We start from the raw sequence: 22,758 nt of genomic DNA, 5'->3' as shown, positions 1-22,758 counted from the left end.
GCATTGTATTTTTCTCCCCCCCCGCTTCCCCTGCTTTCTTTTCCCCTATCACCTGTCCCCTGTCACCTAATTCCCCCTCCTAAGCAAGTAATTTCCAAAATCAAAGCGGACTGCTATATGCTAAGTGTTCTAATTTGGATACCAATTCTAAGTGCTATAATTATCGGGTTTTTACCTGGTAAAGTTGTTCCAGCTAGTCGGGTGAGATTAGTATCTTTAACTATTGCCGGCATAGTTTTACTTTGGAACTTGTTTATTTTGCTGAAATTTGATATCAGCAATCCAGGGATGCAGTTTCGAGAATATCTCCCTTGGAATGAAACCTTGGGTTTGAGTTATCAATTAGGCGTTGATGGGTTATCAATTTTGATGTTGATACTCAATAGCCTACTTACCTGGATTGCGATTTACAGCAGTGATAAAGAAACTCACCGCCCCAGACTTTTTTACTCTCTAATTTTATTAATTAGTGGTGGCGTTGCTGGAGCATTTTTAGCAGAAAATTTATTGCTGTTCTTCCTGTTTTACGAACTAGAATTAATCCCGTTTTATTTACTAATTTCCATTTGGGGAGGAGAAAAACGGGCTTATGCAGGCATCAAATTCTTAATTTACACGGCTGTTTCCGGTGCTTTGATTCTGGCAACTTTCTTAGGCATGGTATTTTTAACTGGTTCTACCAGCTTTGCCTTCGATGCCGTATCTACACAAACTCTCTCCGCCAGCTTGCAATTCATCCTCTTAGTCGGAATTATCTTAGGGTTTGGCATCAAAATTCCCCTTGTTCCCTTCCATACTTGGCTACCCGATGCTTATGTTGAAGCTTCCGCACCCATCGCTATTTTGTTAGGTGGCGTGTTGGCGAAGTTGGGAACTTATGGGCTATTGCGGTTTGGGATGGGAATGTTTCCCGAAGCTTGGAGTGTCGTTGCACCAACCTTAGCCATTTGGGGGGCAATTAGTGCAATTTATGGGGCAGTAATTGCGATCGCGCAAAAAGATATCAAGCGCATGGTAGCATACAGCTCTATCGGTCACATGGGCTATGTATTGCTGGCTAGTGCCTCTAGCACCGCTTTAGCACTAGTTGGTGCTGTCTCCCAAATGTTCAGCCACGGTTTGATTCTGGCAATTTTATTCCACCTAGTAGGGATTGTAGAAGCGAAAGTAGGCACACGGGAGTTAGACAAACTCAATGGTTTAATGAGTCCCATTCGTGGTTTACCCTTAATTAGTGCGCTACTAGTTCTCAGTGGTATGGCGAGTGCTGGAATTCCCGGTTTAACAGGATTTATCGCGGAATTTATCGTTTTTCAAGGTAGCTTCTCCGTCTTCCCACTGCCAACGCTGTTATGTGTAGCCTCTAGCGGTTTAACAGCAGTGTATTTTGTCATCCTCCTCAACCGTACCTGCTTTGGCAAGTTGGATAACCTCGCCTATTATCCCAAAGTTGTATGGGCTGAGAAAATACCCGCCTTAGTTTTGGCATCCCTGATTATCTTTTTAGGTATACAACCCACTTGGTTGGTGCGTTGGAGTGAAAACACAACCACAGCAATGATAGCAACAATTCCTCCTATTGAAAAAACCATAGTCTCTCAAGTGGCTTTGAAGCAGTAAGAAATCGATTTTTCTTTGTGTCTCCGTGTCTCTGTGGTGAAAAAATTTTTCTTAACCACAGAGGCACAGAGACACAGAGGTTAATTTTATTATCTAAGAAATTGCAATGGTACAAACTCCAGATAAACCTGTTACAAAATTACCTCCGTCCCAGCATGAATTTGCTGATATCATTCATCGCCTAGAAGCTGGCGGTTCGATGTTGCCAGATACGCCAGAGAATTTGATGCAAATTATCGGTATTTATAAAGCTTATGCTGTACCGATGGATTTCTATTGGCGTGACTTGCTGTATATCGCTGAACAGGAATTTTTAAATCCTTTTCCTTTTTTCAAATATTTTATATCCCAAGAATATTTAGACAGACATAATCACTATGCTGGTGATGATGCTGATTTAAGAATTTGGCGCGGTGAAGCAACTGCCCACCCTGAATTATTGGCATTTATGGAAAAGGGTGAAACCGTCAAGATGCCAAAATTATTGCATCATTTATTACACGATCGCATTAACATGGAATTTGCGGAAGCGTGTATGCGGGCTATGCTGTGGCATCGTCAGATGTATGCCCCAGTTAACCAATTTGATGCTTACCTCGACTCGGAAGAATACAAAGCCAATGCAGACAGGGCAATTAAAGCGTACTTTCAAGGCAACCCAGTCATGCTGGGAATGTACAAGCTGTTCCCCGATATGTTTTTAGAACAGTGTCGCCAGATGTCTTACTACTCAAACCTCGGCTTATTCTGGGAAGTCATGGCCCCGGTATTCTTTGAGATGTCGGATATCTATGATGAAGGTGGCTTTAAAGGTGTCCCCGACGCGATGAACTTTTTAGTTAATGGCATATTTGCGATCGCTGGTCGTCCGATTTATCATCATGTGTATATTCGTGGGGAATGCTACGAGATTATTCCCAAATCTAAAGGTTTTACCTGGCTATACGAAGCTGCACTACCCTACGTAGAAGCTGTATTTTACCGTACAGCCCCCTTTAGAGGCACAAAATCTTATAATGCCCAAGCAGGTCAAGTACCCAATGACCAAAAAGACTTTCATTATGGCATTCTCTACGCCGATGTATTTCCCGTAGGTACAGCAGGGATTCCACCGACATTATTAATGCAAGATATGTTGCATTTTTTACCCCAATATCTTGTAGATTATTACCAAAAATATTGTCGCGGAGAAGAAGATATCCTAATTCAGTTAGGTATTACCTTCCAACGTTCCATGTATAACGTTACCTCTGCGGTAATTCAAGCATTACGAACTGCCTTATTATATCCCCTAGACGACCCCAACCCCAAACACTTGCAAGCCAACCGCGAGTTTTTTGAAGCCCAACTCAACCGCTTTACTCGCACAGAATACAATATGCGGAACGCCGCCCGCCTACGAGACATCCAAAGTCAAGATTATAGATAGGTGACAGGTGACAGCAGATGAGGGGAAGAGGACTTCTTTCACATGAACCCTCCACGCCCCTCCGCGTGAACCTCCGCGCCCCTCTGCGTTTAAATTTCACCCCTACAAATCCAAAAATGGGAAAACCTGAAGTAGAGTTTTACGTAACCGTAACAAAAAAACCGTTTGCCGTAAATTCTGACTCAGTTTAGGCGGTGGGCTAACTTGTAACTTTTCTTGTAGTTGTGCGTATTCGACAGGTGTGAGGGGTTTACCATCTATGGGCGATCGCGCATCTATAATAATTTCTGTACGTAATATTTCTTCTGGTGTATCTTCTATCGGTGGTAGTGCATCTGCGACCATTGCAGGTGTTCCCAAATGACTACTCAACCACACCACAATGATACTACTGAGGCTAAAAACGGAAAACCTGATCCACTTCATTATTTAGTATATTTTAAAACTCTGTACTATACTTACGCAGCGATCGCTTCTTGAGATAAGTAGAGAATTTATAATCCCTTAGAACCAATCAGTGGGGAATTTAAACCCTCCACTGATTGCAATCCCAGGTCGAAGCACGCTACGCGCAGCCTCCCTTTAAGGAATACCACTAAATCATTCACGTAGCGTCTTGCTCCAGAAGATTTAGTGGGAGTCTTAAACCCATTTATTATCTTCTATGGGGTAGCGGGAGTAGCAGGAGGGGTAGCACCTGTATCTGCTGGCTCATTAGGGGTAGCAGCAGGGGTAGTGGTTGTGTCAGGAGTACCTTCACAAGCTCCTAGAAACCCAGCCAGAGTTAACATCAATGCAAAACCAAAGATTTTTGTTTTCATAAACTCCTCTTTCACCAATTGCGGCAATAAAAAATTTCGCCTGTTGAATACGATAACCTATTTGTTGCTTATTTTTTAAAACCCTGCCCATACATATTCAAAAGCTATACTTTGAGCTAAGTTTATTGGGATTAGTTTTATATCTGAGTTCATTATGTAGCTTAGATTTCAGAGCCAACTAAGTTGAGATGAATTGACATTTAAAAAAGAAAAATCAATAGTTGAGGCAACAGGCGTAACAGGATGAAGCTATCTTCTGCCGACTCTTGCCCCTAGGAGCTTGAGGTTGCCATACTTGAGATGTCATACCCATCTATACAATGTGTTATTTGTATTTGTGACAAGGAGGGTGAGTCTAACCTTAGCAAAAATGAATAATCAGTCTACAATACATTATTTCTAATCGCAAAAATTTATGACTGCTGTTCGCAAATCAAATACTGCTAAACCGGGAAGTGGACAAGGTGCTACTCCCAGGCGCAGGAAGCGTCAATCGGCACGTTTAGAATCAACAGTGCAGAATGCTTCGATAGATGTGACTCAAACCACGTCAGTACCTAGCACAAGACAACGGCAATCCTCGAAAAATCTCTCGCTTCCCGTCACTCCCGGCAGAGAAAATTTAAAATCATCTCAGATATCTCATCCTACAAGTCGGTCAAGTCCTAAACCAAGAAGCTCAAACTCAAAATTTCTCAATGTGCCTGTAGTCCCTACTGCCACAGCCATGCCTTTATGGTTATTGCGACTGCATATCTTAAATCGTCATTCCTCAGTAGTAGCGTTCTTATTAGTAGCAGCAACTTTAGTTGTATATGGATGCACAGTCTATGCTCAAGACCTTTGGGATCAAAACTATCGCAGGCTGCAAAACCTCCAACGTCATGAGCGACAGATGACAACAACTAATGCGACACTAACCAACAAAATAGCTGAAGAAGCAGAAAACTCAAAAACTGGTCTAGTATCGCCAACTCCTGCTAATACTATTTTTCTTCCTCCAGCAAGTCATCAAACTGATGTACTATCTCCTAGTACAAAACTACCATCAAAAATACAGTCGCCCATTTCTTCCCCACCGGGATATTAATTAACAGGAAACAAGACACAACACAAATAATAGCTGAGTAGGAGAATGCAAAAATCATCAAATAAATTAAAGTTTAGAAAATTGCGTAAGCCCGAATTTACCGGGCGGCAAAGAGTGGCTAGAAACAGTGACATGAAAGCCAATCTCCCATCGAATCCAGAGCAAATATCAAATGCTAAATTTCGATTATTGACTGTTTGGGGGATATTGATGGCTGCGGGTCTGGGGTTAGCAATCAATTTGTATAACTTACAAATTATTCAAGGGACAAAGCTCACCCAAAGAGCTAAAAACCAGCAAATGGTGAAATTGCGCCCTTATATGCCCCGTCGCCTCATCGTCGATCGCAATGATAATGTGTTAGCTATTGACCGTCCTGTCTATACCGTGTATGCCCACCCCAAGCTGTTTGACAAAACAAATGAAGCGATCGCTGAAAAACTAGCCCCGTTTCTAGATAAAACTCCGGCTGAGTTAGTCAAAGTTTTTCAAAGGCAAAAAAGTGGCATTACACTCTCCTCTGCTTTACCAGAAACCATTGCTGATCAGGTGAAGGGATTACGCTTAAACGGTTTAGAGTTGATTTCCAAATATTCCCGATATTACCCCCAGGGTGATTTAATGGCTGATATTGTGGGATACGTAAATGTTGACCGTCGTGGTCAGGCTGGTGTGGAATACTCCCAAGACCAGTGGTTAGAGCGTTCTCAAAAAACTGTGAGCTTAAGCCGATCTGGAAATGGGGCGGTGATGCCAGATAATGCCTCTGAAGGTTTCTTAACTTCCGATGATTTACGGATGAAATTGACTATTGATAGTCGTCTCCAGAGGGCTACCCGTGCGGCACTCAAAGAACAACTGGAACAGTTTAAGGGCAAACGTGGGGCAGTAATTGTGATGGATGCCTTGGATGGCTCTATTTTAGCCCTAGTTTCTCAGCCTACCTATAACCCCAATGAATACTCTAAAGCAGATATTTCCTTATTTAAAAACTGGACAGTCTCGGATCTTTATGAGCCGGGATCAACATTTAAACCTTTGAATATAGCGATCGCACTAGAAAATGGTGTAATCAAAGCAGATGATACATTTAATGACCCTGGGGCAATTCAAATAGGTAAATATACTATCAGAAATGCTGGACTTAACGGTTATGGGCAGATTAGTATTGCTCAAATTCTCCAAAATTCTAGCAACATTGGCATGGTGAAAATCATCCAAAAATTAAAACCATCGGTGTATTACAACTGGCTAGAACGTTTGGGGGTAGGACAACCAGTTGATACAGATTTACCCTCTGTAGCTAGTGGTAAACTCAAAAATCAAGAAATATTTATTCGTTCACCAATTGAGAATGCAACCACCTCCTTTGGGCAAGGTTTTTCTCTCACACCATTACAACTAGTACAAATGCAAGGTGCGTTAGCTAACGGTGGTAAGTTGGTGACACCTCACGTCATCCAAGGGTTAATTGATAGCAAGGGACAAACTCACTACACACCTACTCGCCCCGCACCACGCCAAATTTTCTCAACTACTACAGCTCAAACAGTAGTGGAAATGATGGAAACTGTCGTTACTGTAGGGACTGGTAAGGCTGCCCAAATTCCTGGATATCGTATTGCAGGCAAAACCGGCACAGCCCAAAAAGCTAGCCCGAATGGTGGTTATATTCCTGGGGCAAGAATTACTAGTTTTGTCGCTATTTTACCCGTGGAATCTCCCCGCTATGTAATTTTGGCTGTGGTAGATGAACCAAAAGGCGCAAATGCTTATGGTTCAACGGTTGCAGCCCCCATTGTTAAGGCTGTGATGAATGCACTCATTCCCATTGAAAAGATTCCCCCCAGCCAAGAAATTGAGCCAAAATCCACTCAAAATAGTAATAAAGAAACAGTCAAAGATTAAAACAATTCGTAATGGACTAACGTCCCGCTCCGCTAACGTAATTCGTAATTGACTGCGCTCTTCTTCTCTGTCCCCTGTCCCCTGTCCCCTGTCCCCTGTCCCCTGTCCCCTACTAATAAGTTTGCTTGAGCGCATCTTCGATAGAACCTACACGCTGGAAAAGCTCTATTAATTGGTGAGATTTTGTTTGTCGTTGTTCTAACATTAATTTCAATGGTGCTAACAATTCCACATCTGGATCATCTCCCAGAGAAACTTCTGCCGCTTGCAAAATTTCTCTAGCATTCATTAATATATCTTTGTTGTCAAAGCCCTCTTTTGCTGAAATTTGATGTAGAGATGCGTCGGGTGTAATTGCTCTACCAAATAAAGATTTATCTAATATTAAACCCTTTAATAATGCCAATAATGCCGCATAGGTAGAAAAATCGTCACAACTGTCAAAAGCTTTAAATTCAATGCGACCTATCTCGGCTGGTAGCCGGGCAATTTTTGTTAACGATGGCGCACTCTTAATTAATTGTTCCTCTTCTGGAACAAATACTAAAGCCGCAGGCCTTTTGCCAGTTCTGATAAATGTTCTCACTGATAATCCTTCCCAAAGTGTGCCGTTATAAAAAGGGGAACTATAACTAAAAGGCACAATATAAGGGCTGTAATAAGTCAATTTTTTACCAATATCAATTACCTGTTCAATAGGTAAATCTGGCACAGAAATATTTAAGTCTGGCCCGTATGTCACCATATAAATGTACGCAGTTTGTTCATCAGGATAAGCCTGTAATTGCTTAATTTCATAATCATTTAAAGGTGGGTAGGGTTCAAAAACTGTTTTGTAGGGATTAAAACTAGTTAACACTGGTAAAAATCCCAATTCACCAGCTACCTCACGTAATAATTCAAAACTGGTGGTTAATTCCTTAATCACGCCCTGAATATCAGAGTGTATTGTGGTTCTAATTTCTATACCTTTTGAGGTACAATCGATTACTTTATCAGAATCGGAGAATCTTTCAAATCCTTCGATGTACCATCTCTTGCTTCTAATACCAGCATCACCCACACGCAATTGCAGATGGTCATCAGCGTAAGTGGGTAGTCTATCAATAATTTGAGCGAAATCGGCAAATTTTGTACAAGTAAAATCTGCGAACTTTCCATCTCGGTTGAGGAAAGCTACTTCATGTTCAACACCAAATAAGAAAGTCATAAATTAAATAGGAAATATTCTTAATAAGTTCACCAGAATATAATACACCAAGGTAGTATGGTGGCGGATTAACTCTTATCAGTAAAATATTTGTGCCTTTGCAGTTTCTCAGGCGATCGCTACTTCTGTGTTATTTTTATTACACTTGATCCCAGAAATATTGATGAAAAAACTTAAACATAAATTGATTCTAAAAATCTTGATTTTAGGGTCTTTACTACTGATATCTCAGCAAGTTTTGGCACAAACTTGGCGACCTGTTCGCGGTGGTATTACCTTTGGTATCAGTGGTATGTCACTCTTAAGCCAGCAAAGTTCCTCACTTGATTTCCTTATTGTCCATGACAACAAACAAAAAAATCAAGGTCGTCTAGCAATTATTAGTATTAAAGATAAAAAACAACTAGACTATTTACCTATAGATTGGCCTAGTAACACAGAATTACCCATAGACTTAGAAGCGTTAACATCTATTCCCGGTAAAACAGGCTCACGGTTCATAGCTTTAAGTAGTGCGGGTAAAGCTTATGCTTTTCAGTTAGAACCTATAAAAAAAACTATCTCAGTCATCAAAGTATTTGAACTACCAAACATTCCTCCAGGAAGTAATTTTGAAGCGTTTACCCTACAAAATATTGAAGGTAAATTAGTAGCTGTTTGGGCGCATCGAGGCGAAGATAAACAACCAGCAACTATTTATTGGGGATTATTTGACTTAGCTAAATATCAAATAATTCCCGCAGGTTCTGCACAGCTAATAGTACCATTTCCTTCTAGCAATGTGCGGCATATTTCCGACCTAAAATTAGATACAGCCGGGATTTTATACGTCACCGCAGCGAGTGACACAGGAGATGATGGGCCATTTCAATCTGCTGTTTATGTTGCTGGTTATATGGGGTTACGTAGCAACAGAATCGTCTGGCGACAGAACAGCCAACTATTTCCTCTACAACGGTTTAACTACCATAAAATCGAAGCTATAGAACTTATTCCCGGTGCAGATGGTGGTGTAGTTGTGGGTACAGATGATGAAAATTTAGGCGGTTATATTTACATCTTGGGTGATGATGTTTTGTAAATATAGAATCTAACTTTTCACGGTATCTGGAAAACCTCTCTCCTACGAGGAGAGAGACTTTGAAATCCTGGTTTGGAAGTGGGATGGATCAATCAAAAAGTGATGAATTAAGAGGCGATAAGTCGCGTCTCTACAATTAGACGTTAAATCTGAATAACATTACATCCCCTTCTTGTACAGTATACTCTTTACCTTCACTCCGCACTAAACCTTTTTCTTTTGCTCCATTCATTGAACCGTTGGTGACTAAATCATTGTAAGCAACGGTTTCAGCACGAATAAAGCCGCGTTCAAAGTCAGAGTGAATTACTCCTGCTGCTTGAGGTGCTGACATCCCAGCATGAATAGTCCAAGCGCGGGTTTCTTTTGGCCCACAGGTAAAATATGTCCGCAAACCTAAGAGGGTGTAAGTTGCAGTAATTAAAGATTTTAGACCACCTTCTTTTACACCTAAAGATTCAAGAAAATCAGCTTTATCTTCTTCTGGTAATTCTACTAATTCTGCTTCTACTTGAGCAGAGACAATTACGACTTGAGCATTTTCTTGAGATGCAATTTTTCGTACTTGTTCCACAAAATCATTACCTGTTGCTAAGTCATCTTCAGATACATTAGCAGCGTAGATAATTGGCTTATTGGTCAGCATTCCTAAGCCTTGAATAATTTCGGCTTCCTCATCAGTTAAACTGACTTGACGGATTGATTTACCTTCATTTAAAGCCACAGCTAATCTTTCTAAGATTGCAACTTCAAATTGTGCTTCTTTACTAGTACGTGCTTGCTTGCGGGTACGTTCAATACGACGTTCAATTTGGGATAAATCTGCTAAACCTAGTTCTAGATTAATGATTTCAATATCTCTTGCTGGGTCAACTGAACCGGCAACGTGGATAATATCATCATTTTCAAAACAACGTACCACATGAACGATCGCATCAACTTCCCGAATGTGAGAGAGAAACTGATTACCCAGTCCTTCACCTTGGCTAGCACCTTTTACCAAGCCAGCAATATCCACAAACTCAACTCGTGCGGGAATAATTTGTGCTGAACCGGAAATTTTAGCAAGCACGTTTAAGCGTTCATCGGGTACTGCAACAACGCCGACATTTGGTTCAATGGTACAAAATGGGAAATTAGCTGCTTCTGCTTTGGCGTTAGCAACTACAGCATTAAATAAAGTAGATTTTCCGACGTTAGGAAGTCCGACAATTCCGGCTCTTAGCATTTTAGATGTTAGATTTTGAGTTTATGTACAGGGTTAAACTAAACAGGACTTGGTACAGTCTGGGGAATAGGAGCAGGTACTGGTTGGGGAATGGGAGCAGGTACTGGTTCTGGTACAGGCTCTGGAAAGGGACGGGGAATTGTAGGCCCCGGTGTTTGTGTTGGTTCTGGTAATGGGTTTGGCTCAGGGTTGGGAATTTGCGGTTCGGGGATAGTAATAGCTGTAGGTCGAATCATGATTCATCTCATAAATTACTCAACCTTCTCAAGCTAGATGACAAATCGAATTTTTGACATCTCCCCAAATGACTATACCCAACCCCTTTTATAATTTACAACTATAATATGCCAGGGTTAAACATGAGGGAAATCATTTCATCAACTTATTGATTAATTCATCTACTGTTAAAAGCTGATGAGTAATGTGCTTGACCATTCTGAGTTCACTTGCCGGATCTACTAGTTGAATATTTCTGTAAGATGTAGCTGAGGTATGCGCTACAAGACCTCGTTTTTTTCAAAATGTATTCATGGTGGCAAGCCAAGCTGGAGCTAAATTATCACTATCTATCCCTAATAGTAGAAATCGGAAAAGGAATTAAAAAATTAAATATATTATTTGTGTAGATAATTATCGTGGTAGAGGACGTAAAAAAGTAGAAAAATATCTGCTAAATCTTTGAGAATATATCAAATATTTAGTGGATTCTCAAAGTCAAATAGACCCAACTTTTAAAAGGCTTTGATGAACAAAACCCACGTAATGCCTTCAGTAATTTTCCGAACGAGTTCAGAAATATTACGGTACGCAAACGCGGGCTAGATTATCAAGGGGCTAGCTAACTCTGATTTAGTATCAGTTACTGAGTTGCTGCTTTAATGATTGAAATATTGTGTCTTTAGAAAAGCCCATTAAAAATCCAATTTTTACCCGTTCGCCTTTTTCAAGAACCAAAAATGGAATAGGAGGCGGATACATTGGTGGTACAGGAACAAATAAATTCAATTCAAACTCATATCTGCGATCAACTAAAGCAACTTTATAATTATCCCCGGCAGTTTTTTGAATTTCTGATTGAAACTCGGCTAAAGTAATATCGAAGAATTGTATTGAATCGTCACTAGGATCTGACTCATCACCATAATCAATTGGTAGCATAATTACCAATGCAGGCTTGTCAGATTTCAAAACTTCAGTTTCAAAATTGTCTGGTTTAACAGCAATACTTTCCATAATTTTCTGTATGTTAATAACTATCTCGTAAGCAAAGTTACCAGGATTGAAAAAGAAAAACAAGGACAGTTAAGACACTTAAGAAAAAATATTTTGCCAAAATGTGTGCGAGATATCTCAATCTATCCATCTGGATTAATTTTTGTGCAGAGAAGGGGGTGAACGCTGTATAATAGCGGCTTAGTTTTAGCAGAGGAAAAATGGGTGCATTTACTTTTGAAGAAATAATTATCTAATGCTAGAAACCTCACTATATGGGTTGTGTAAAATAGACTAGCTACCAAAACCAGGTACTGCCTTTATTACTGAGTGTTAAGTAAGCGTATCTTAAAAAATTTTCCACGTCTCATCTCAAGAAATGAGGTGAGTTTTAAGCGGTACAATTCTTGACAAATGTTGAATCAAAACCAAGCACCTTTACTAGAAGCTTTGAAAAACTGTGCTGCTCGTCCTCACGCTGCTTTTTACACCCCAGGACATAAGCGGGGACGGGGAATTGCTCAACCTTTGGCTGATTTGTTGGGTAGAGATGTGTTTGGTGTTGATTTAACAGAATTGGCTGATTTAGATAATTTATCTGCACCTCAAGGGGTAATTCAACAGGCGCAACAGTTAGCGGCTGCGGCTTTTGGTGCTGCACAAACATGGTTTCTTGTCAATGGTTCTACTTGTGGAATTGAGGCGGCAATTCTCGCTACTTGTGGTGTAGGGGATAAGATAATTTTGCCGCGTAATGTGCATTCATCTGCGATCGCTGGTTTAATTCTTTCTGGTGCAATCCCAATTTTCGTTAACCCTGAATATGACCCAGTTTTAGATATTGCCCACAGTATCACGCCTGATAGCTTACAAGCTGCTTTGCAAGAACATCCAGATGCTAAGGCAGTGTTGACAGTTTACCCGACATATTACGGTGTTTGTGGAGACTTACAGGCGATCGCTCAAATTACCCATCAATATCATATTCCTTTACTGGTAGACGAAGCCCACGGCGCACATTTTGCTTTTCATCCCCAACTACCTACCCCAGCTTTAGCCGCCGGTGCAGATTTAACTGTACAGTCAATTCACAAGGTACTCGGTGCGATGACACAAGCATCAATGCTGCACGTCCAAGGTGAGAGGATAGATATTGACCGAGTAAGTAAAGCCTTGCAACTTTTACAGTCTACCAGTCCCAGTTATGTGCTGTTAGCTTCCCTAGATGCGGCGCGTCAGCAAATGGCGATGGAGGGGAAAGAACTCATGTCTCGCACTTTGCAGCTTGCAGAAGATGCTAGAAGCAGAATCAGTCAAATACCTGGGTTATCAGTTTTGCAGTTACCACTAGAGGGATGTTTATCACCTGGGTTTGTCGATTTGGATCAAACACGCCTAACTGTTACGGTTTCAGGTTTAGGTTTGACGGGATTTGAAGTGGAAGAACTATTAGATGCACAGGGTGTAACGGCTGAGTTTTCCACACTGCAAAATATTACTTTTATTATTAGTTTAGGGAATACAGCAGATGATATTGAGCAGTTGGTGCAGGGTTTAATGAGTTTAGTGGAAATTAAGCCATCGTCCTTACAGCTACCGAACATGGATAACGCCGTGTGCTACTTGCTTTCAAACCTAACCCCTAACCCCTTCCCTACATTCTCTACGAGAGGCTACGCCAACACGGAGCGTGTCGTAGACAGGGAAGGGGAGCAAGAGTTAAAGCGAATTTCTCCTCGTGAGGCTTTTTTTGCGGCTAGTGAAATATTACCTATATTAGAGACGTGCGATCGCATCTGTGCAGAATTTGTCTGTCCCTACCCACCGGGAATCCCGGCGTTAATTCCTGGGGAAGTGATTACGCCATCTATGCTGGAATATTTACAGAAGATTCAACAGCAAGGCGGGTTTATTAGCGGTTGTCATGATACTACTCTCCAGACTTTAAAAGTAGTAAAAAAATGAGTTCTGCAATTTGAGAAAAATTCTTCATGTTGAGATTTCTTAATATTTAAAGAGGGGCATGATGGATAATTTCTACAGTTTGTAATGCTACCAAACCATCTTTTACCATTTCTTGAACTAAAGGAATAAAATCAGCGATCGCTTTCTCACTGTCAATGATAGTTACCACTATTGGTAAATCAGCAGATAATTCCCACAATTGAGTAGTGTGAATCGTGCTATTTTTCCCATAACCTGCTATGGCTCGTGTGACTGTTGCACCAGCTAATCCTCGTTGACGTGCAGTTTCAATGATAGCCATGTAAAGTGGTTGGTGATGCCAATGATTTGATTCACCGATATATATTGTTAGTTGTTTCCAGACTTTCATCGCATATATTTCCCTGCTGCTAATACCACAATCGAGCTAAAATCATCCCTAGTTGAATGCTGATAATTCCTAATATGACACTGCTAACTAAATAAAAACCTGCGGGAATAAAGTTTTGATTATTTAACAGGTTTACAGTATCTAACGCATAGGTAGAAAAAGTAGTGTAAGCTCCTAAAAAACCCACAGCTACTAATAACCGTAATTCTGGAGAAATTATAGCTACTCTTTCTAAAGCAAGTGTGAAGAAGAAACCCATAGCTAAACAGCCGCTAATATTGATGAACAATGTCCCATAGGGAAAACTTGTACCGAAGTGTTGAGCAAACCACAAACTTAAATAGTAGCGACTTAAAGCACCTGCGATCGCACCTAAACTTACAGCTACAGGATTACGAACTGAGGGCTGTTGCAATACTTCTGGGACTAATCTTGGTGCAACAGTTAGTAATTGCACACTATGCTCGAATAAACTTTTTAACCCAAATCCCATACTGAACCTACCTTTTGCGGTTTTCCAGCAATATTACAGGTATTGAACTCATTTCTAAAACTGCTTGTGATACTGAACCAATCAGTATGCCCAAGGGTTGATGTCCACGTTTCCCCATCACAATTTCTGTCACCTGATAAGTTTCAGCAATATGAATAATTGTTTCTGGAACAGCACCATTTACAACCAGAAATTCATATCTAATATCAGATAATATTTGTTTGGCTTGTTCTTGTAATCTTTGAATATCTGACAGGTTTGAGGTATTAACTACGTGCAGAACGATTGCTTCACCATGACTACGACGTGCTAAGTCTGCAACTTTAGTTAAAACTGCTGTTGCTAAACTAGATGTATCCACTGCTGCTAGTAATATAGTTCGAGTTGCAACTGTCACTTTTGTGGGATCAACTTCGCCTTTAGTTAACAATTTAGGGGCAAAAAAACCTGTAGACCAAGCCCCCAAAGGCGCAGTGATGAGAATCGAAAGAGCTGCGATCGCTAAAATTATCTCACCTCCTGCAATACCCTGAGCTAAAGGAATTGCCCCAATCGCCGCTTGTACCGTAGCTTTAGCAGAGTTTCCTGGTAGTAAAAATAATCTTTCATGCCAATTCCAATTACTACCCAAAGTTGAGAGATACCACCCTATCATGCGCCCGATAAATAAACCAATTACCAGCACTAAAATACCAGGTAATAAAACTTTCTCCAATGTTTGCAATTGAATACTTGCTCCTAACAAAACAAACAAAAAAATCTCAGCTACTACCCATAAACTATCAAACCCGCCCCGCAATCTTCTAGCTAAGGGAGCATCTAGTTCAATTAAAAAAAATCCCATCGCCATTGTTGCCAAATATCCAGAAAAGTAAGGCAATGTATTAGCGATAAGTACCAGAAATAACGCTAATCCTGCGGCGATTACCGTATCTTGGACAGCATTCTGAGTCCAGTTTTGTTTTGTTAATAGTAAAACTAGTAAACGCGCTGCTAAATAACCAAATAAAACTCCTAATATAACCTGTAGCATTACTTGAAATGGCAGCAAATACACTGTGTTGACAGTAAATCCCCCAAACAGAGTAATTTGCTCAACACCACCATCCCGCAAGAAATTTAGCAACAAGCTAAAAACCAGTAATAACAATACATCAGATAAAGCACTACCAGTTAAAATTGCGTCGGGGATACCTTTAGTTACACCCAAACCTAAACTTTTCAGGCGCAACATTCCCGGAACAATTACAGCCGGAGACTCCGCGCCGATAATGCAGCCTAAAAGTAAACCTGTGGTCAAATTAAATTGGAATATTACCATAGCAGCAATTGCGATCGCGATCGCTTCACACATCGCCGGCAAAAATCCCAAACGTAACGCCACACTTCCCTGTTGAGCCAGTTTTTCCCGGTCTAATCCCAGTCCAGCTTTCATTAAAATAATCATTACTGCTACAGTTCTCAATTCATCAGCAGCACCCAACACCTCTGGAGAAATGACATTAAGAACTGGAGGACTGAGAACAATACCCACTAAAATCATCCCGATTAAAGGCGGTGCGCCTAAACGACGGGCAATTTGACCGGCAAAAAAGCCCATCATTAAAATCAAAACTATGCTAAGTAACATCTCATGACCCCCAAAGCAGCAATTTGTAGACGAATGCTGACTACGGGGAAGTCAGGAGATAAATACAACAAAACTCCTACTATCCCGCAATCAGCTAGGTAAGTAGGAGCTATCAGCTTTCCAGATTATAGTTTCGGCACTGGAATAGCGGTTTTGGCAAGCTCCATTGCCATTATTCACCTTGATAATACCATGTTTAACTTTTGTGATACATCAAAACTTTAGAAAATAGCGACTACTTACCGACAATATCATCTAGCCAATTAGCTGGAAATGACTATAAAATCACAATAAAATTTGCGCTTAATTTAATATTAAATGATGAATTAATGATAAAAAATTATTCTGCAATACAAACAACTAAAAATGAATATTAATAAATACCAAAACATATATTTCCCATTTGATAGTGAAAACCGTACTTATATTGGGACACAATTTCTACCTGATAAATCCCTGATGAGATAGATACAATCAAAGTACAACTTGAGAGCATCCCGATTTTTTCATAAAACCTCCGCGCCCCTCCGCGTTTTGGGATGCTCCCCATAACCAATCAATGTTCTTGTAAAAAATCAAGACAGCATAAGCAGGAGAGCATAAACATGGGAAATCAATTCAAAACACTTGCTTTACTTGCTGCCCTCAGTGGCTTATTAATTGCTATTAGTTATTGGGTAATTGGTGGTACTAGCGGCGTAATTATAGGTATTGGATTAGCAGCAGTCACTAACTTATTTTCTTGGTATCAATCAGACAAAATTGCCCTAGCTGTTTACCGCGCCCAGCCTGTAAGTGAAAGCCAAGCACCAGGACTATATCGCATGGTAGAGCGATTGTCACAACGTGCTAATATTCCCACACCAGGAGTTTATATAATCCCCAGCCAAACAGCTAATGCTTTCGCCACAGGAAGAAATCCAGAACACGCGGCTGTAGCTGTAACTGAAGGTATTTTAAATATCTTGCCAGAGGATGAGCTAGAAGGTGTAATTGCTCACGAACTCACACATATTATTAATAGAGATACTTTAACCCAAGCCGTAGCTGCTACCGTCGCTGGTGCAATCTCTTTCTTAGCGCAGATGCTGAGTTATAGCTTATGGTTCGGTGGTGGTGGTGGACGAGATAACGAAAGAGGTAATCCTTTAGGAGTATTGTTAACGGTTGTCTTAGCCCCTATAGCTGCCACAATTATTCAGTTAGCAATATCCCGCACAAGAGAGTTTTCTGCTGATGCAGGTTCTGCTAGATTAACAGGTAATCCCCGTGCCTTAGCCCGTGCATTGCAAAGATTAGAAACCACTGCGCGACAACTACCTTTAAATGCCAACCCTGCTTTTGAACCACTATTAATTATCAATCCCATCTCTGGACAATTTCTCGGTAACTTGTTCTCCAGTCACCCAGCTACTGAAGCACGAGTTGAACAATTACTGAAACTAGAACAACAAATTGCAGGGAGTAGGTAGTAAGGAATCTGGTGTAGGGGTGAATGACTAATGACTAATAACTGTTGATTAAAAGGATGTTTCAACCATGAATAATGACAACATCGAATCTGTCGAAATCGTTGAATCCACAATAGTAGTAGAGGTTAGTTCACAAACTGACGAACTTGTAGAAACCGAAATGGCTGGCGAGACTGATGAATTAAAGCGCGAAACCAAAGCACTAATTGAAGCCCTCAGAAGACGCGCTCAATCGGAAGCCGAATCAGCCGGAACTCTCACCCGTGAGACTTACTTAAAAGCGGTTCGCAAAGCACGGGAAACCATTGAAAAAGAAAAAATCATTGAGAGCGATCGCCTAGAATATTTCTGGGTAGTATTTCAAGAAGAAGCAGAAAGAAACTGGCACTTAATGATGAAAGAGTTTGTAGACTTTAATACCCGTCTACAACATGCACTAAAAGCCGGCTGGGAAGCCTTCAACGTACCACGCCATCAAGGTTAAATCTAAGACACAAGGTTGGGTTGACAAAGGAAACCCAGCCTAATATTTTAATTTAAAGTAAAATCGGCGTTTAGAAAGAGATTCTATACAGGTACAACTCTTTCGTTTGAGCCGGATACTTGAAAATAAGAATTAATGCCTAAAAAAATTCGAGAGTTAAAAGCAAGATTACAAAAAGCAGGTTTTAACTACCGTCAGGCAAAGGGAAGTCATACATTCTGGACTCATCCACTCGTACCTGATGAACCAGTCACGATAGCAGGTAAAGATGGAGACGATGCACCAAAATACCTAGAAAAACAGGTGAACCGAGTTTTGGGTAAATTAGAGCAAGTGCAGAAGCCTGAGAAAATTGACATGGAGGAAGAATGAATTATCGCTACAGTATGGTTATTCAATGGTCAGATGAAGATAACTGCTATTTAGTTCACCTACCGGAATTTCCTTGGCAACAATACCACACCCACGGAACAACCTACCAAGAAGCCGCAAAACATGGACAAGAAGTTATTGAATCACTAATTGAGTGGTATCAAGAACAGAACAAAGCTTTGCCAGAGCCAATTGCGTTACCTGAAAAGCCTTTAAAAGTAGCGTAGACTGGGAAATCCTCTAAAATTAAATTTCCAGTTACATGAGATTATGCGAACTGTTCTTCAATTAGATACGATTGATGCTAGATAATGGGAAAGCTTTGTCATTCACCAGCCAATCTAGCCCGGAAGAACAGATTAATAACTATGCGAACTCACTATTGCGGCGAACTCCGAAAAGAGCATATTGGAGCAACTGTTACCTTGTATGGATGGGTAGACCGTCGCCGCGATCATGGGGGCGTGATATTCTTAGATTTACGCGATCGCTCTGGCACTGTCCAGATTGTCAGCGATCCGCAACGCACCCCAGATTCCTACGAACCGGCTAACTCTCTACGTAACGAATACGTTGTGGAAATCACAGGAAGAGTCACACAACGTCCCGAAGAATCCCTGAATACCCGCATCCCTACAGGCGAAGTGGAAATTTACGCCGATAAGATCACTCTGCTAAACGGTGTGCGCAAACAGTTACCCTTCCAAGTTTCCAGTGCCGACACCGAAAACGTGCGGGAAGATTTGCGGCTAAAATATCGTTACTTGGATTTAAGACGCGATCGCATGGCGCGGAATATGCAGCTACGTCATCAAGTCGTTAAAGCCATGCGCCGCTACTTGGAAGACATAGAGGGTTTTATTGAAGTTGAAACCCCCATCCTCACCCGTTCTACCCCAGAAGGTGCAAGAGACTATATTCTACCTAGTCGCGTTAATGAGGGTGAATGGTTCGCCTTACCTCAATCACCACAATTATTTAAACAAATATTGATGGTATCGGGAATGGATAGATACTATCAGATTGCCCGTTGCTTCCGCGATGAAGACTTACGCGCCGACAGACAGCCAGAATTTACGCAGTTGGACATGGAAATGAGTTTCATGTCCCAAGAAGAAATTATCGAAATCAACGAAAAGTTAGTTAGTTATATCTTCAAAATCGTTAAAGGGATTGAATTACATACACCCTTCCCCCGTCTCACCTACGCTGAGGCGATGGAACGTTACGGTAGCGATAAACCAGATACCCGCTACGGTTTGGAATTAGTCAACGTTTCCGATGTGATGAAAGACTCCGGCTTTAAAGTCTTTCGGGATGCTGTAGCCAATGGTGGTATTGTCAAAATTCTCCCCATCCCTAACGGTAACGACCAAATTTCTAATGTCCGCATCAAACCAGGTGGAGATTTATTCAAAGAAGCCAGCGAAGCCGGTGCTAAAGGTTTAGCTTATATCCGGGTGAGAGACAACGGCGAAATTGACACCATTGGAGCAATTAAAGACAACCTCTCAGAAGAACAAAAACAGGAAATCTTACAGCGTACAGGTGCAAAACCAGGACATTTGTTACTGTTTGGAGCAGGTGATGCACCCACTGTCAATAAAACCTTAGATAGATTACGTCAAGTTGTCGCCAAAGAATTCAACTTAATCGATCTAGAAAAAATCAACCTCCTCTGGATTGTAGATTTCCCCATGTTTGAGTGGAATGCAAACGAAAAACGCCTCGAAGCATTACACCACCCATTTACAGCACCCCGTCCCGACGATTTGCATGACTTAAAAACCGCCCGCGCCCAAGCCTATGACTTAGTATTCAACGGCTTTGAAGTTGGCGGCGGTAGTCTGCGGATTTATCAACGAGACATTCAAGAACAGGTGTTTGAAGCTATTGGTTTGTCTCCAGAGGAAGCACAAAATAAATTTGGCTTTCTCTTAGAAGCGTTTGAATATGGTACACCGCCGCATGGTGGTATCGCCTACGGTTTAGATCGGTTGGTAATGTTACTTAGTGGCGAAGAATCCATTCGGGATGTCATTGCTTTTCCGAAGACACAACAAGCCCGTTGTTTGTTAACAGATGCACCTTCTGGTGTAGATGTCAAGCAGTTAAAAGAACTACACGTTGCTTCGATATACAAACCCAAAGCTTAAGGGAGTGCTGAGTAATGTTAGCGGTAGCGCGGCGTTTAGCCGGTGCTGAGTAATGAGTTGGGCATTGGGGATTTCCTCTCCTCTGCTCCTCTGTCACCTGTCACCTGTCACCTTCCTACTGCATTCTATCTATAGTGCGATATTGAATGGCTTCAGCGACATGATTAGCTTTGAGTTCTTCATCGCCCGCTAAATCTGCGATTGTGCGGGCGACTTTGAGAATGCGATCGCTAGCCCTGGCTGATAACCCTAATTTTTTAATTGCGGCTTCTAATAAATTCCGGCTAGCATCATCTAGTTTGCACCATTTCTGGAGGTGTCGGCTTTGCATTTGGGCATTGCACCGCAGATTTGATTCTTCTTGGAAACGAATAGTGGCGCGATCGCGTGCTTGTTTTACCCTATCCAGTACAGACATCGAACCTTCTCCTGTCGGTTGTTGGGTAATTTCTTCTGGTTTCAAGCGATTCACCGCCACTTGTAAATCAATCCGATCCATCAAGGGGCCAGAAAGTTTTGCCCAATATTGTTCTCGTTGTCTTGGTGAGCAGGTACATTGCTGAATAGTATCGCCGTAGTAACCACAAGGACAGGGATTTGTACTAGCGACTAAAGTAAATTGTGCGGGAAATGTAACTGATTGTCTGGTGCGGGAAATCGTCACAAAACCATCTTCTAAGGGCTGACGCAAAAATTCTAAGACATCTCGTTTAAATTCTGTCAATTCATCCAAAAACAAGATGCCCCGGTGAGATAAAGAAATTTCACCAGGACGCGGAAACCCGCCACCACCGACTAAAGACGGCCCTGATGCTGAGTGGTGGGGACTACGAAAAGGGCGATCGCGTACTAATGAGCCACGATTCTTTAATAACCCAGCGACAGAGTGAATCCGAGTCACTTCTAAAGCCTCCGCAAAGCTTAACGGGGGCAATATCCCCGGTAAGCGTCGTGCTAACATCGTTTTGCCACTCCCAGGCGGCCCCACAAAAATTAGATTATGCCCCCCAGCCGCCGCAATTTCTAAAGCCCGACGAGCATGAGCCTGTCCTTTGACATCCTTTAAATCTGCAACAGCATGAGTTATCGGTGGTAACTCTTTTAATTCATCTAACTTTACAGGTTTGTACTTCCCTGGATGATTCAATAAATCAACCACCTCAGAGATATTCTTACAGCCATACACATCTAACCCTTGTACCACCGATGCTTCTTGAGCATTATCAGCAGGCACAACTAAACCTGCAATTCCCATTTTCTGAGCAGTAGCCGCGATCGGCAAAACACCCGCCACCGGACGTAGGCTGCCATCTAATGACACTTCGCCCAAAAAAATATAATCACCCAACAAATCAGCACTAACTTGCTCAGAAGCAGCCAAAATACCCACACTAATAGGCAAATCAAAACAGGGGCCTTCCTTGCGTAAATCGGCTGGCGTTAAGTTAATCACAATTTTTCGCATCGGAAAGGCAAACCCGGCATTTTTCAAAGTGGCTTTGACTCTCTCCTTTGACTCCTGAACTGCTGAATCTGGTAGCCCCAAAACCACAATTCCTGGCAAACCTCCTGAAACATCCACTTCTACGCCGACTTTCACAGCATCGATGCCGACAATTGACGCACTCCAGACTCTAGCAAGCATTGGTTAAATATTTCTTCTATAAACAGTAAACCTTTAGAATCTCTAGCAGATGAGTAATTAGAAACGCATGAGTGAAACCACAGAGACAATTTTCAGCAAAATCATCCGTCGGGAAATCCCAGCCAATATTATTTATGAGGATGATTTAGCCCTGGCCTTCAAAGATGTTAATCCCCAAGCACCAGTACACATTCTGCTGATTCCTAAAAAACCGATTCCCAAATTAGCTGATGCCACACCTGAAGATCATGCACTTTTAGGGCATCTTTTGTTAACTGCCAAGCGTGTGGCTGAAGAAGCGGGACTAACAGACGGCTATCGTGTCGTTATCAACACGGGTAATGATGGCGGTCAAACCGTTTACCACCTACATCTGCACATTCTAGGCGGACGGCAAATGGCATGGCCTCCTGGTTGATATAAACTAATTCATCCCGTCGATTGACGGGATTGATAAGTAAAGCGAATAATTTCAATAAGTAATATTTAATTAAATTACCTTTACAAAACTCCATCTTCCGTCTAAGGTAGTAAACAGATAGGGAAAAATACCTACCTAAATCATAAAAACC

22 protein-coding genes and 1 riboswitch are annotated in these 22,758 nt (G+C 41.4%); of the genes, 12 read left to right on the top strand and 10 right to left on the bottom strand.

Going from position 1 to position 22,758, the window contains the following annotated elements; genetic code table 11:
- Positions 1-117 precede the first annotated feature (117 nt).
- Positions 118-1,620, top strand: coding sequence for an NADH-quinone oxidoreductase subunit M (locus VB693_RS20985; protein WP_323267956.1), 1,503 nt, complete (start codon positions 118-120; stop codon positions 1,618-1,620).
- 106 nt (positions 1,621-1,726) lie between these two features.
- Positions 1,727-3,049, top strand: coding sequence for a CO2 hydration protein (locus VB693_RS20980; RefSeq protein ID WP_323267955.1), 1,323 nt, complete (start codon positions 1,727-1,729; stop codon positions 3,047-3,049).
- Between the two features lie 102 nt (positions 3,050-3,151).
- Here VB693_RS20980 and VB693_RS20975 read toward each other — a convergent pair whose 3' ends face one another.
- Together VB693_RS20975 and VB693_RS20970 are read right to left on the bottom strand one after the other, a co-directional pair.
- Positions 3,152-3,475 (bottom strand): hypothetical protein, encoded by a 324-nt coding sequence (locus tag VB693_RS20975; protein WP_323267954.1) that lies wholly within the window; start codon positions 3,473-3,475, stop codon positions 3,152-3,154.
- A gap of 236 nt (positions 3,476-3,711) precedes the next feature.
- Positions 3,712-3,870, bottom strand: a complete 159-nt coding sequence (locus VB693_RS20970; RefSeq protein WP_190708816.1) for a hypothetical protein — start codon at positions 3,868-3,870, stop codon at positions 3,712-3,714.
- 415 nt (positions 3,871-4,285) lie between these two features.
- On the opposite strand from VB693_RS20970, the gene VB693_RS20965 reads away from it, so the two are divergent.
- Together VB693_RS20965 and VB693_RS20960 are read left to right on the top strand one after the other, a co-directional pair.
- Positions 4,286-4,960 (top strand): hypothetical protein, encoded by a 675-nt coding sequence (locus tag VB693_RS20965; protein ID WP_323267953.1) that lies wholly within the window; start codon positions 4,286-4,288, stop codon positions 4,958-4,960.
- Between the two features lie 45 nt (positions 4,961-5,005).
- Positions 5,006-6,868 (top strand): penicillin-binding protein 2, encoded by a 1,863-nt coding sequence (locus VB693_RS20960; RefSeq protein WP_323267952.1) that lies wholly within the window; start codon positions 5,006-5,008, stop codon positions 6,866-6,868.
- Positions 6,869-6,980: 112 nt separating this feature from the next.
- Here VB693_RS20960 and VB693_RS20955 read toward each other — a convergent pair whose 3' ends face one another.
- On the bottom strand, positions 6,981-8,078 hold the full coding sequence (locus VB693_RS20955; protein ID WP_323267951.1) for a glutamate--cysteine ligase: 1,098 nt from the start codon (positions 8,076-8,078) through the stop codon (positions 6,981-6,983).
- Between the two features lie 163 nt (positions 8,079-8,241).
- Between VB693_RS20955 and VB693_RS20950 the strand changes: the two genes are divergently transcribed.
- A complete protein-coding gene (locus VB693_RS20950; protein WP_323267950.1) occupies positions 8,242-9,159 on the top strand; it encodes a hypothetical protein in 918 nt (305 codons plus the stop codon).
- 136 nt (positions 9,160-9,295) lie between these two features.
- Here VB693_RS20950 and ychF read toward each other — a convergent pair whose 3' ends face one another.
- The 3 genes from ychF to VB693_RS20935 all read right to left on the bottom strand — a co-directional run bounded on the left by ychF (position 9,296) and on the right by VB693_RS20935 (position 11,620).
- Positions 9,296-10,387: a redox-regulated ATPase YchF gene (gene ychF, locus VB693_RS20945; RefSeq protein WP_323267949.1), complete on the bottom strand. Its 1,092-nt coding sequence runs from the start codon at positions 10,385-10,387 to the stop codon at positions 9,296-9,298.
- 38 nt (positions 10,388-10,425) lie between these two features.
- The gene (locus VB693_RS20940) at positions 10,426-10,623 is read right to left on the bottom strand and encodes a hypothetical protein (RefSeq protein WP_323267948.1); all 198 of its coding nucleotides are present in this window, start codon (positions 10,621-10,623) and stop codon (positions 10,426-10,428) included.
- A gap of 619 nt (positions 10,624-11,242) precedes the next feature.
- On the bottom strand, positions 11,243-11,620 hold the full coding sequence (locus VB693_RS20935; protein ID WP_323267947.1) for a hypothetical protein: 378 nt from the start codon (positions 11,618-11,620) through the stop codon (positions 11,243-11,245).
- A gap of 393 nt (positions 11,621-12,013) precedes the next feature.
- Here VB693_RS20935 and VB693_RS20930 point away from each other — a divergent pair, with 393 nt between their 5' ends.
- Positions 12,014-13,564, top strand: a complete 1,551-nt coding sequence (locus VB693_RS20930) for an aminotransferase class I/II-fold pyridoxal phosphate-dependent enzyme (protein WP_323267946.1) — start codon at positions 12,014-12,016, stop codon at positions 13,562-13,564.
- A 46-nt stretch (positions 13,565-13,610) separates the two neighbouring features.
- Here the strand turns inward: VB693_RS20930 and VB693_RS20925 are convergent, their stop codons facing one another.
- The 3 genes from VB693_RS20925 to VB693_RS20915 are packed head-to-tail and all read right to left on the bottom strand — an operon-like array spanning position 13,611 to position 16,057.
- On the bottom strand, positions 13,611-13,934 hold the full coding sequence (locus tag VB693_RS20925; protein ID WP_323267945.1) for a DUF190 domain-containing protein: 324 nt from the start codon (positions 13,932-13,934) through the stop codon (positions 13,611-13,613).
- 19 nt (positions 13,935-13,953) lie between these two features.
- Positions 13,954-14,427 (bottom strand): fluoride efflux transporter CrcB, encoded by a 474-nt coding sequence (crcB, locus tag VB693_RS20920; RefSeq protein WP_323267944.1) that lies wholly within the window; start codon positions 14,425-14,427, stop codon positions 13,954-13,956.
- Between the two features lie 7 nt (positions 14,428-14,434).
- Positions 14,435-16,057 (bottom strand): cation:proton antiporter, encoded by a 1,623-nt coding sequence (locus tag VB693_RS20915; RefSeq protein WP_323267943.1) that lies wholly within the window; start codon positions 16,055-16,057, stop codon positions 14,435-14,437.
- Positions 16,058-16,153: 96 nt separating this feature from the next.
- Positions 16,154-16,237, bottom strand: a riboswitch (Fluoride riboswitch).
- Positions 16,238-16,662: 425 nt separating this feature from the next.
- On the opposite strand from VB693_RS20915, the gene VB693_RS20910 reads away from it, so the two are divergent.
- The 5 genes from VB693_RS20910 to aspS all read left to right on the top strand — a co-directional run bounded on the left by VB693_RS20910 (position 16,663) and on the right by aspS (position 20,541).
- Positions 16,663-17,529: a zinc metalloprotease HtpX gene (locus VB693_RS20910; RefSeq protein WP_323267942.1), complete on the top strand. Its 867-nt coding sequence runs from the start codon at positions 16,663-16,665 to the stop codon at positions 17,527-17,529.
- 67 nt (positions 17,530-17,596) lie between these two features.
- Positions 17,597-18,013 carry a hypothetical protein gene (locus VB693_RS20905; RefSeq protein WP_323267941.1) on the top strand — a complete coding sequence of 139 codons (417 nt, stop codon included), beginning with the start codon at positions 17,597-17,599 and terminating at the stop codon, positions 18,011-18,013.
- A 135-nt stretch (positions 18,014-18,148) separates the two neighbouring features.
- Positions 18,149-18,385, top strand: a complete 237-nt coding sequence (locus tag VB693_RS20900; RefSeq protein ID WP_323267940.1) for a type II toxin-antitoxin system HicA family toxin — start codon at positions 18,149-18,151, stop codon at positions 18,383-18,385.
- Entirely contained in the window at positions 18,382-18,612 is a 231-nt protein-coding gene (locus VB693_RS20895) for a type II toxin-antitoxin system HicB family antitoxin (protein WP_323267939.1), read from the top strand. The genes VB693_RS20900 and VB693_RS20895 overlap by 4 nt, the downstream gene beginning before the upstream one ends.
- A gap of 141 nt (positions 18,613-18,753) precedes the next feature.
- On the top strand, positions 18,754-20,541 hold the full coding sequence (gene aspS / locus VB693_RS20890) for an aspartate--tRNA ligase (RefSeq protein WP_323267938.1): 1,788 nt from the start codon (positions 18,754-18,756) through the stop codon (positions 20,539-20,541).
- 115 nt (positions 20,542-20,656) lie between these two features.
- Here the strand turns inward: aspS and VB693_RS20885 are convergent, their stop codons facing one another.
- Positions 20,657-22,186: a YifB family Mg chelatase-like AAA ATPase gene (locus VB693_RS20885; RefSeq protein ID WP_323267937.1), complete on the bottom strand. Its 1,530-nt coding sequence runs from the start codon at positions 22,184-22,186 to the stop codon at positions 20,657-20,659.
- Positions 22,187-22,253: 67 nt separating this feature from the next.
- Here VB693_RS20885 and VB693_RS20880 point away from each other — a divergent pair, with 67 nt between their 5' ends.
- Positions 22,254-22,604, top strand: a complete 351-nt coding sequence (locus VB693_RS20880; protein WP_190708591.1) for a histidine triad nucleotide-binding protein — start codon at positions 22,254-22,256, stop codon at positions 22,602-22,604.
- Positions 22,605-22,758 lie beyond the last annotated feature (154 nt).

Source organism: Anabaena sp. UHCC 0399, assembly GCF_034931465.1.
In the GTDB taxonomy this organism is placed as follows: Bacteria; Cyanobacteriota; Cyanobacteriia; order Cyanobacteriales; family Nostocaceae; genus Trichormus; species Trichormus minutissimus.
Note: the sequence above shows the minus strand (reverse complement) of the source record. Positions and strands in the feature narration are given on the sequence as shown.

Bases quoted from the DNA above. Each gene is read 5' to 3' on its own strand.
- VB693_RS20955 (WP_323267951.1), bottom strand. From the start codon at position 8,078: ATGACTTTCTTATTTGGTGTTGAACATGAAGTAGCTTTCCTCAACCGA.
- VB693_RS20915 (WP_323267943.1), bottom strand. From the start codon at position 16,057: ATGTTACTTAGCATAGTTTTGATTTTAATGATGGGCTTTTTTGCCGGT.
- VB693_RS20885 (WP_323267937.1), bottom strand. From the start codon at position 22,186: ATGCTTGCTAGAGTCTGGAGTGCGTCAATTGTCGGCATCGATGCTGTG.
- VB693_RS20985 (WP_323267956.1), top strand. From the start codon at position 118: ATGCTAAGTGTTCTAATTTGGATACCAATTCTAAGTGCTATAATTATC.
- VB693_RS20925 (WP_323267945.1), bottom strand. From the start codon at position 13,934: ATGAAAGTCTGGAAACAACTAACAATATATATCGGTGAATCAAATCAT.
- VB693_RS20950 (WP_323267950.1), top strand. From the start codon at position 8,242: ATGAAAAAACTTAAACATAAATTGATTCTAAAAATCTTGATTTTAGGG.
- VB693_RS20970 (WP_190708816.1), bottom strand. From the start codon at position 3,870: ATGAAAACAAAAATCTTTGGTTTTGCATTGATGTTAACTCTGGCTGGG.
- VB693_RS20880 (WP_190708591.1), top strand. From the start codon at position 22,254: ATGAGTGAAACCACAGAGACAATTTTCAGCAAAATCATCCGTCGGGAA.
- VB693_RS20980 (WP_323267955.1), top strand. From the start codon at position 1,727: ATGGTACAAACTCCAGATAAACCTGTTACAAAATTACCTCCGTCCCAG.
- aspS (WP_323267938.1), top strand. From the start codon at position 18,754: ATGCGAACTCACTATTGCGGCGAACTCCGAAAAGAGCATATTGGAGCA.
- VB693_RS20935 (WP_323267947.1), bottom strand. From the start codon at position 11,620: ATGGAAAGTATTGCTGTTAAACCAGACAATTTTGAAACTGAAGTTTTG.
- VB693_RS20905 (WP_323267941.1), top strand. From the start codon at position 17,597: ATGAATAATGACAACATCGAATCTGTCGAAATCGTTGAATCCACAATA.
- VB693_RS20895 (WP_323267939.1), top strand. From the start codon at position 18,382: ATGAATTATCGCTACAGTATGGTTATTCAATGGTCAGATGAAGATAAC.
- VB693_RS20975 (WP_323267954.1), bottom strand. From the start codon at position 3,475: ATGAAGTGGATCAGGTTTTCCGTTTTTAGCCTCAGTAGTATCATTGTG.
- VB693_RS20940 (WP_323267948.1), bottom strand. From the start codon at position 10,623: ATGATTCGACCTACAGCTATTACTATCCCCGAACCGCAAATTCCCAAC.
- VB693_RS20910 (WP_323267942.1), top strand. From the start codon at position 16,663: ATGGGAAATCAATTCAAAACACTTGCTTTACTTGCTGCCCTCAGTGGC.
- VB693_RS20930 (WP_323267946.1), top strand. From the start codon at position 12,014: ATGTTGAATCAAAACCAAGCACCTTTACTAGAAGCTTTGAAAAACTGT.
- VB693_RS20900 (WP_323267940.1), top strand. From the start codon at position 18,149: ATGCCTAAAAAAATTCGAGAGTTAAAAGCAAGATTACAAAAAGCAGGT.
- ychF (WP_323267949.1), bottom strand. From the start codon at position 10,387: ATGCTAAGAGCCGGAATTGTCGGACTTCCTAACGTCGGAAAATCTACT.
- VB693_RS20960 (WP_323267952.1), top strand. From the start codon at position 5,006: ATGCAAAAATCATCAAATAAATTAAAGTTTAGAAAATTGCGTAAGCCC.
- crcB (WP_323267944.1), bottom strand. From the start codon at position 14,427: ATGGGATTTGGGTTAAAAAGTTTATTCGAGCATAGTGTGCAATTACTA.
- VB693_RS20965 (WP_323267953.1), top strand. From the start codon at position 4,286: ATGACTGCTGTTCGCAAATCAAATACTGCTAAACCGGGAAGTGGACAA.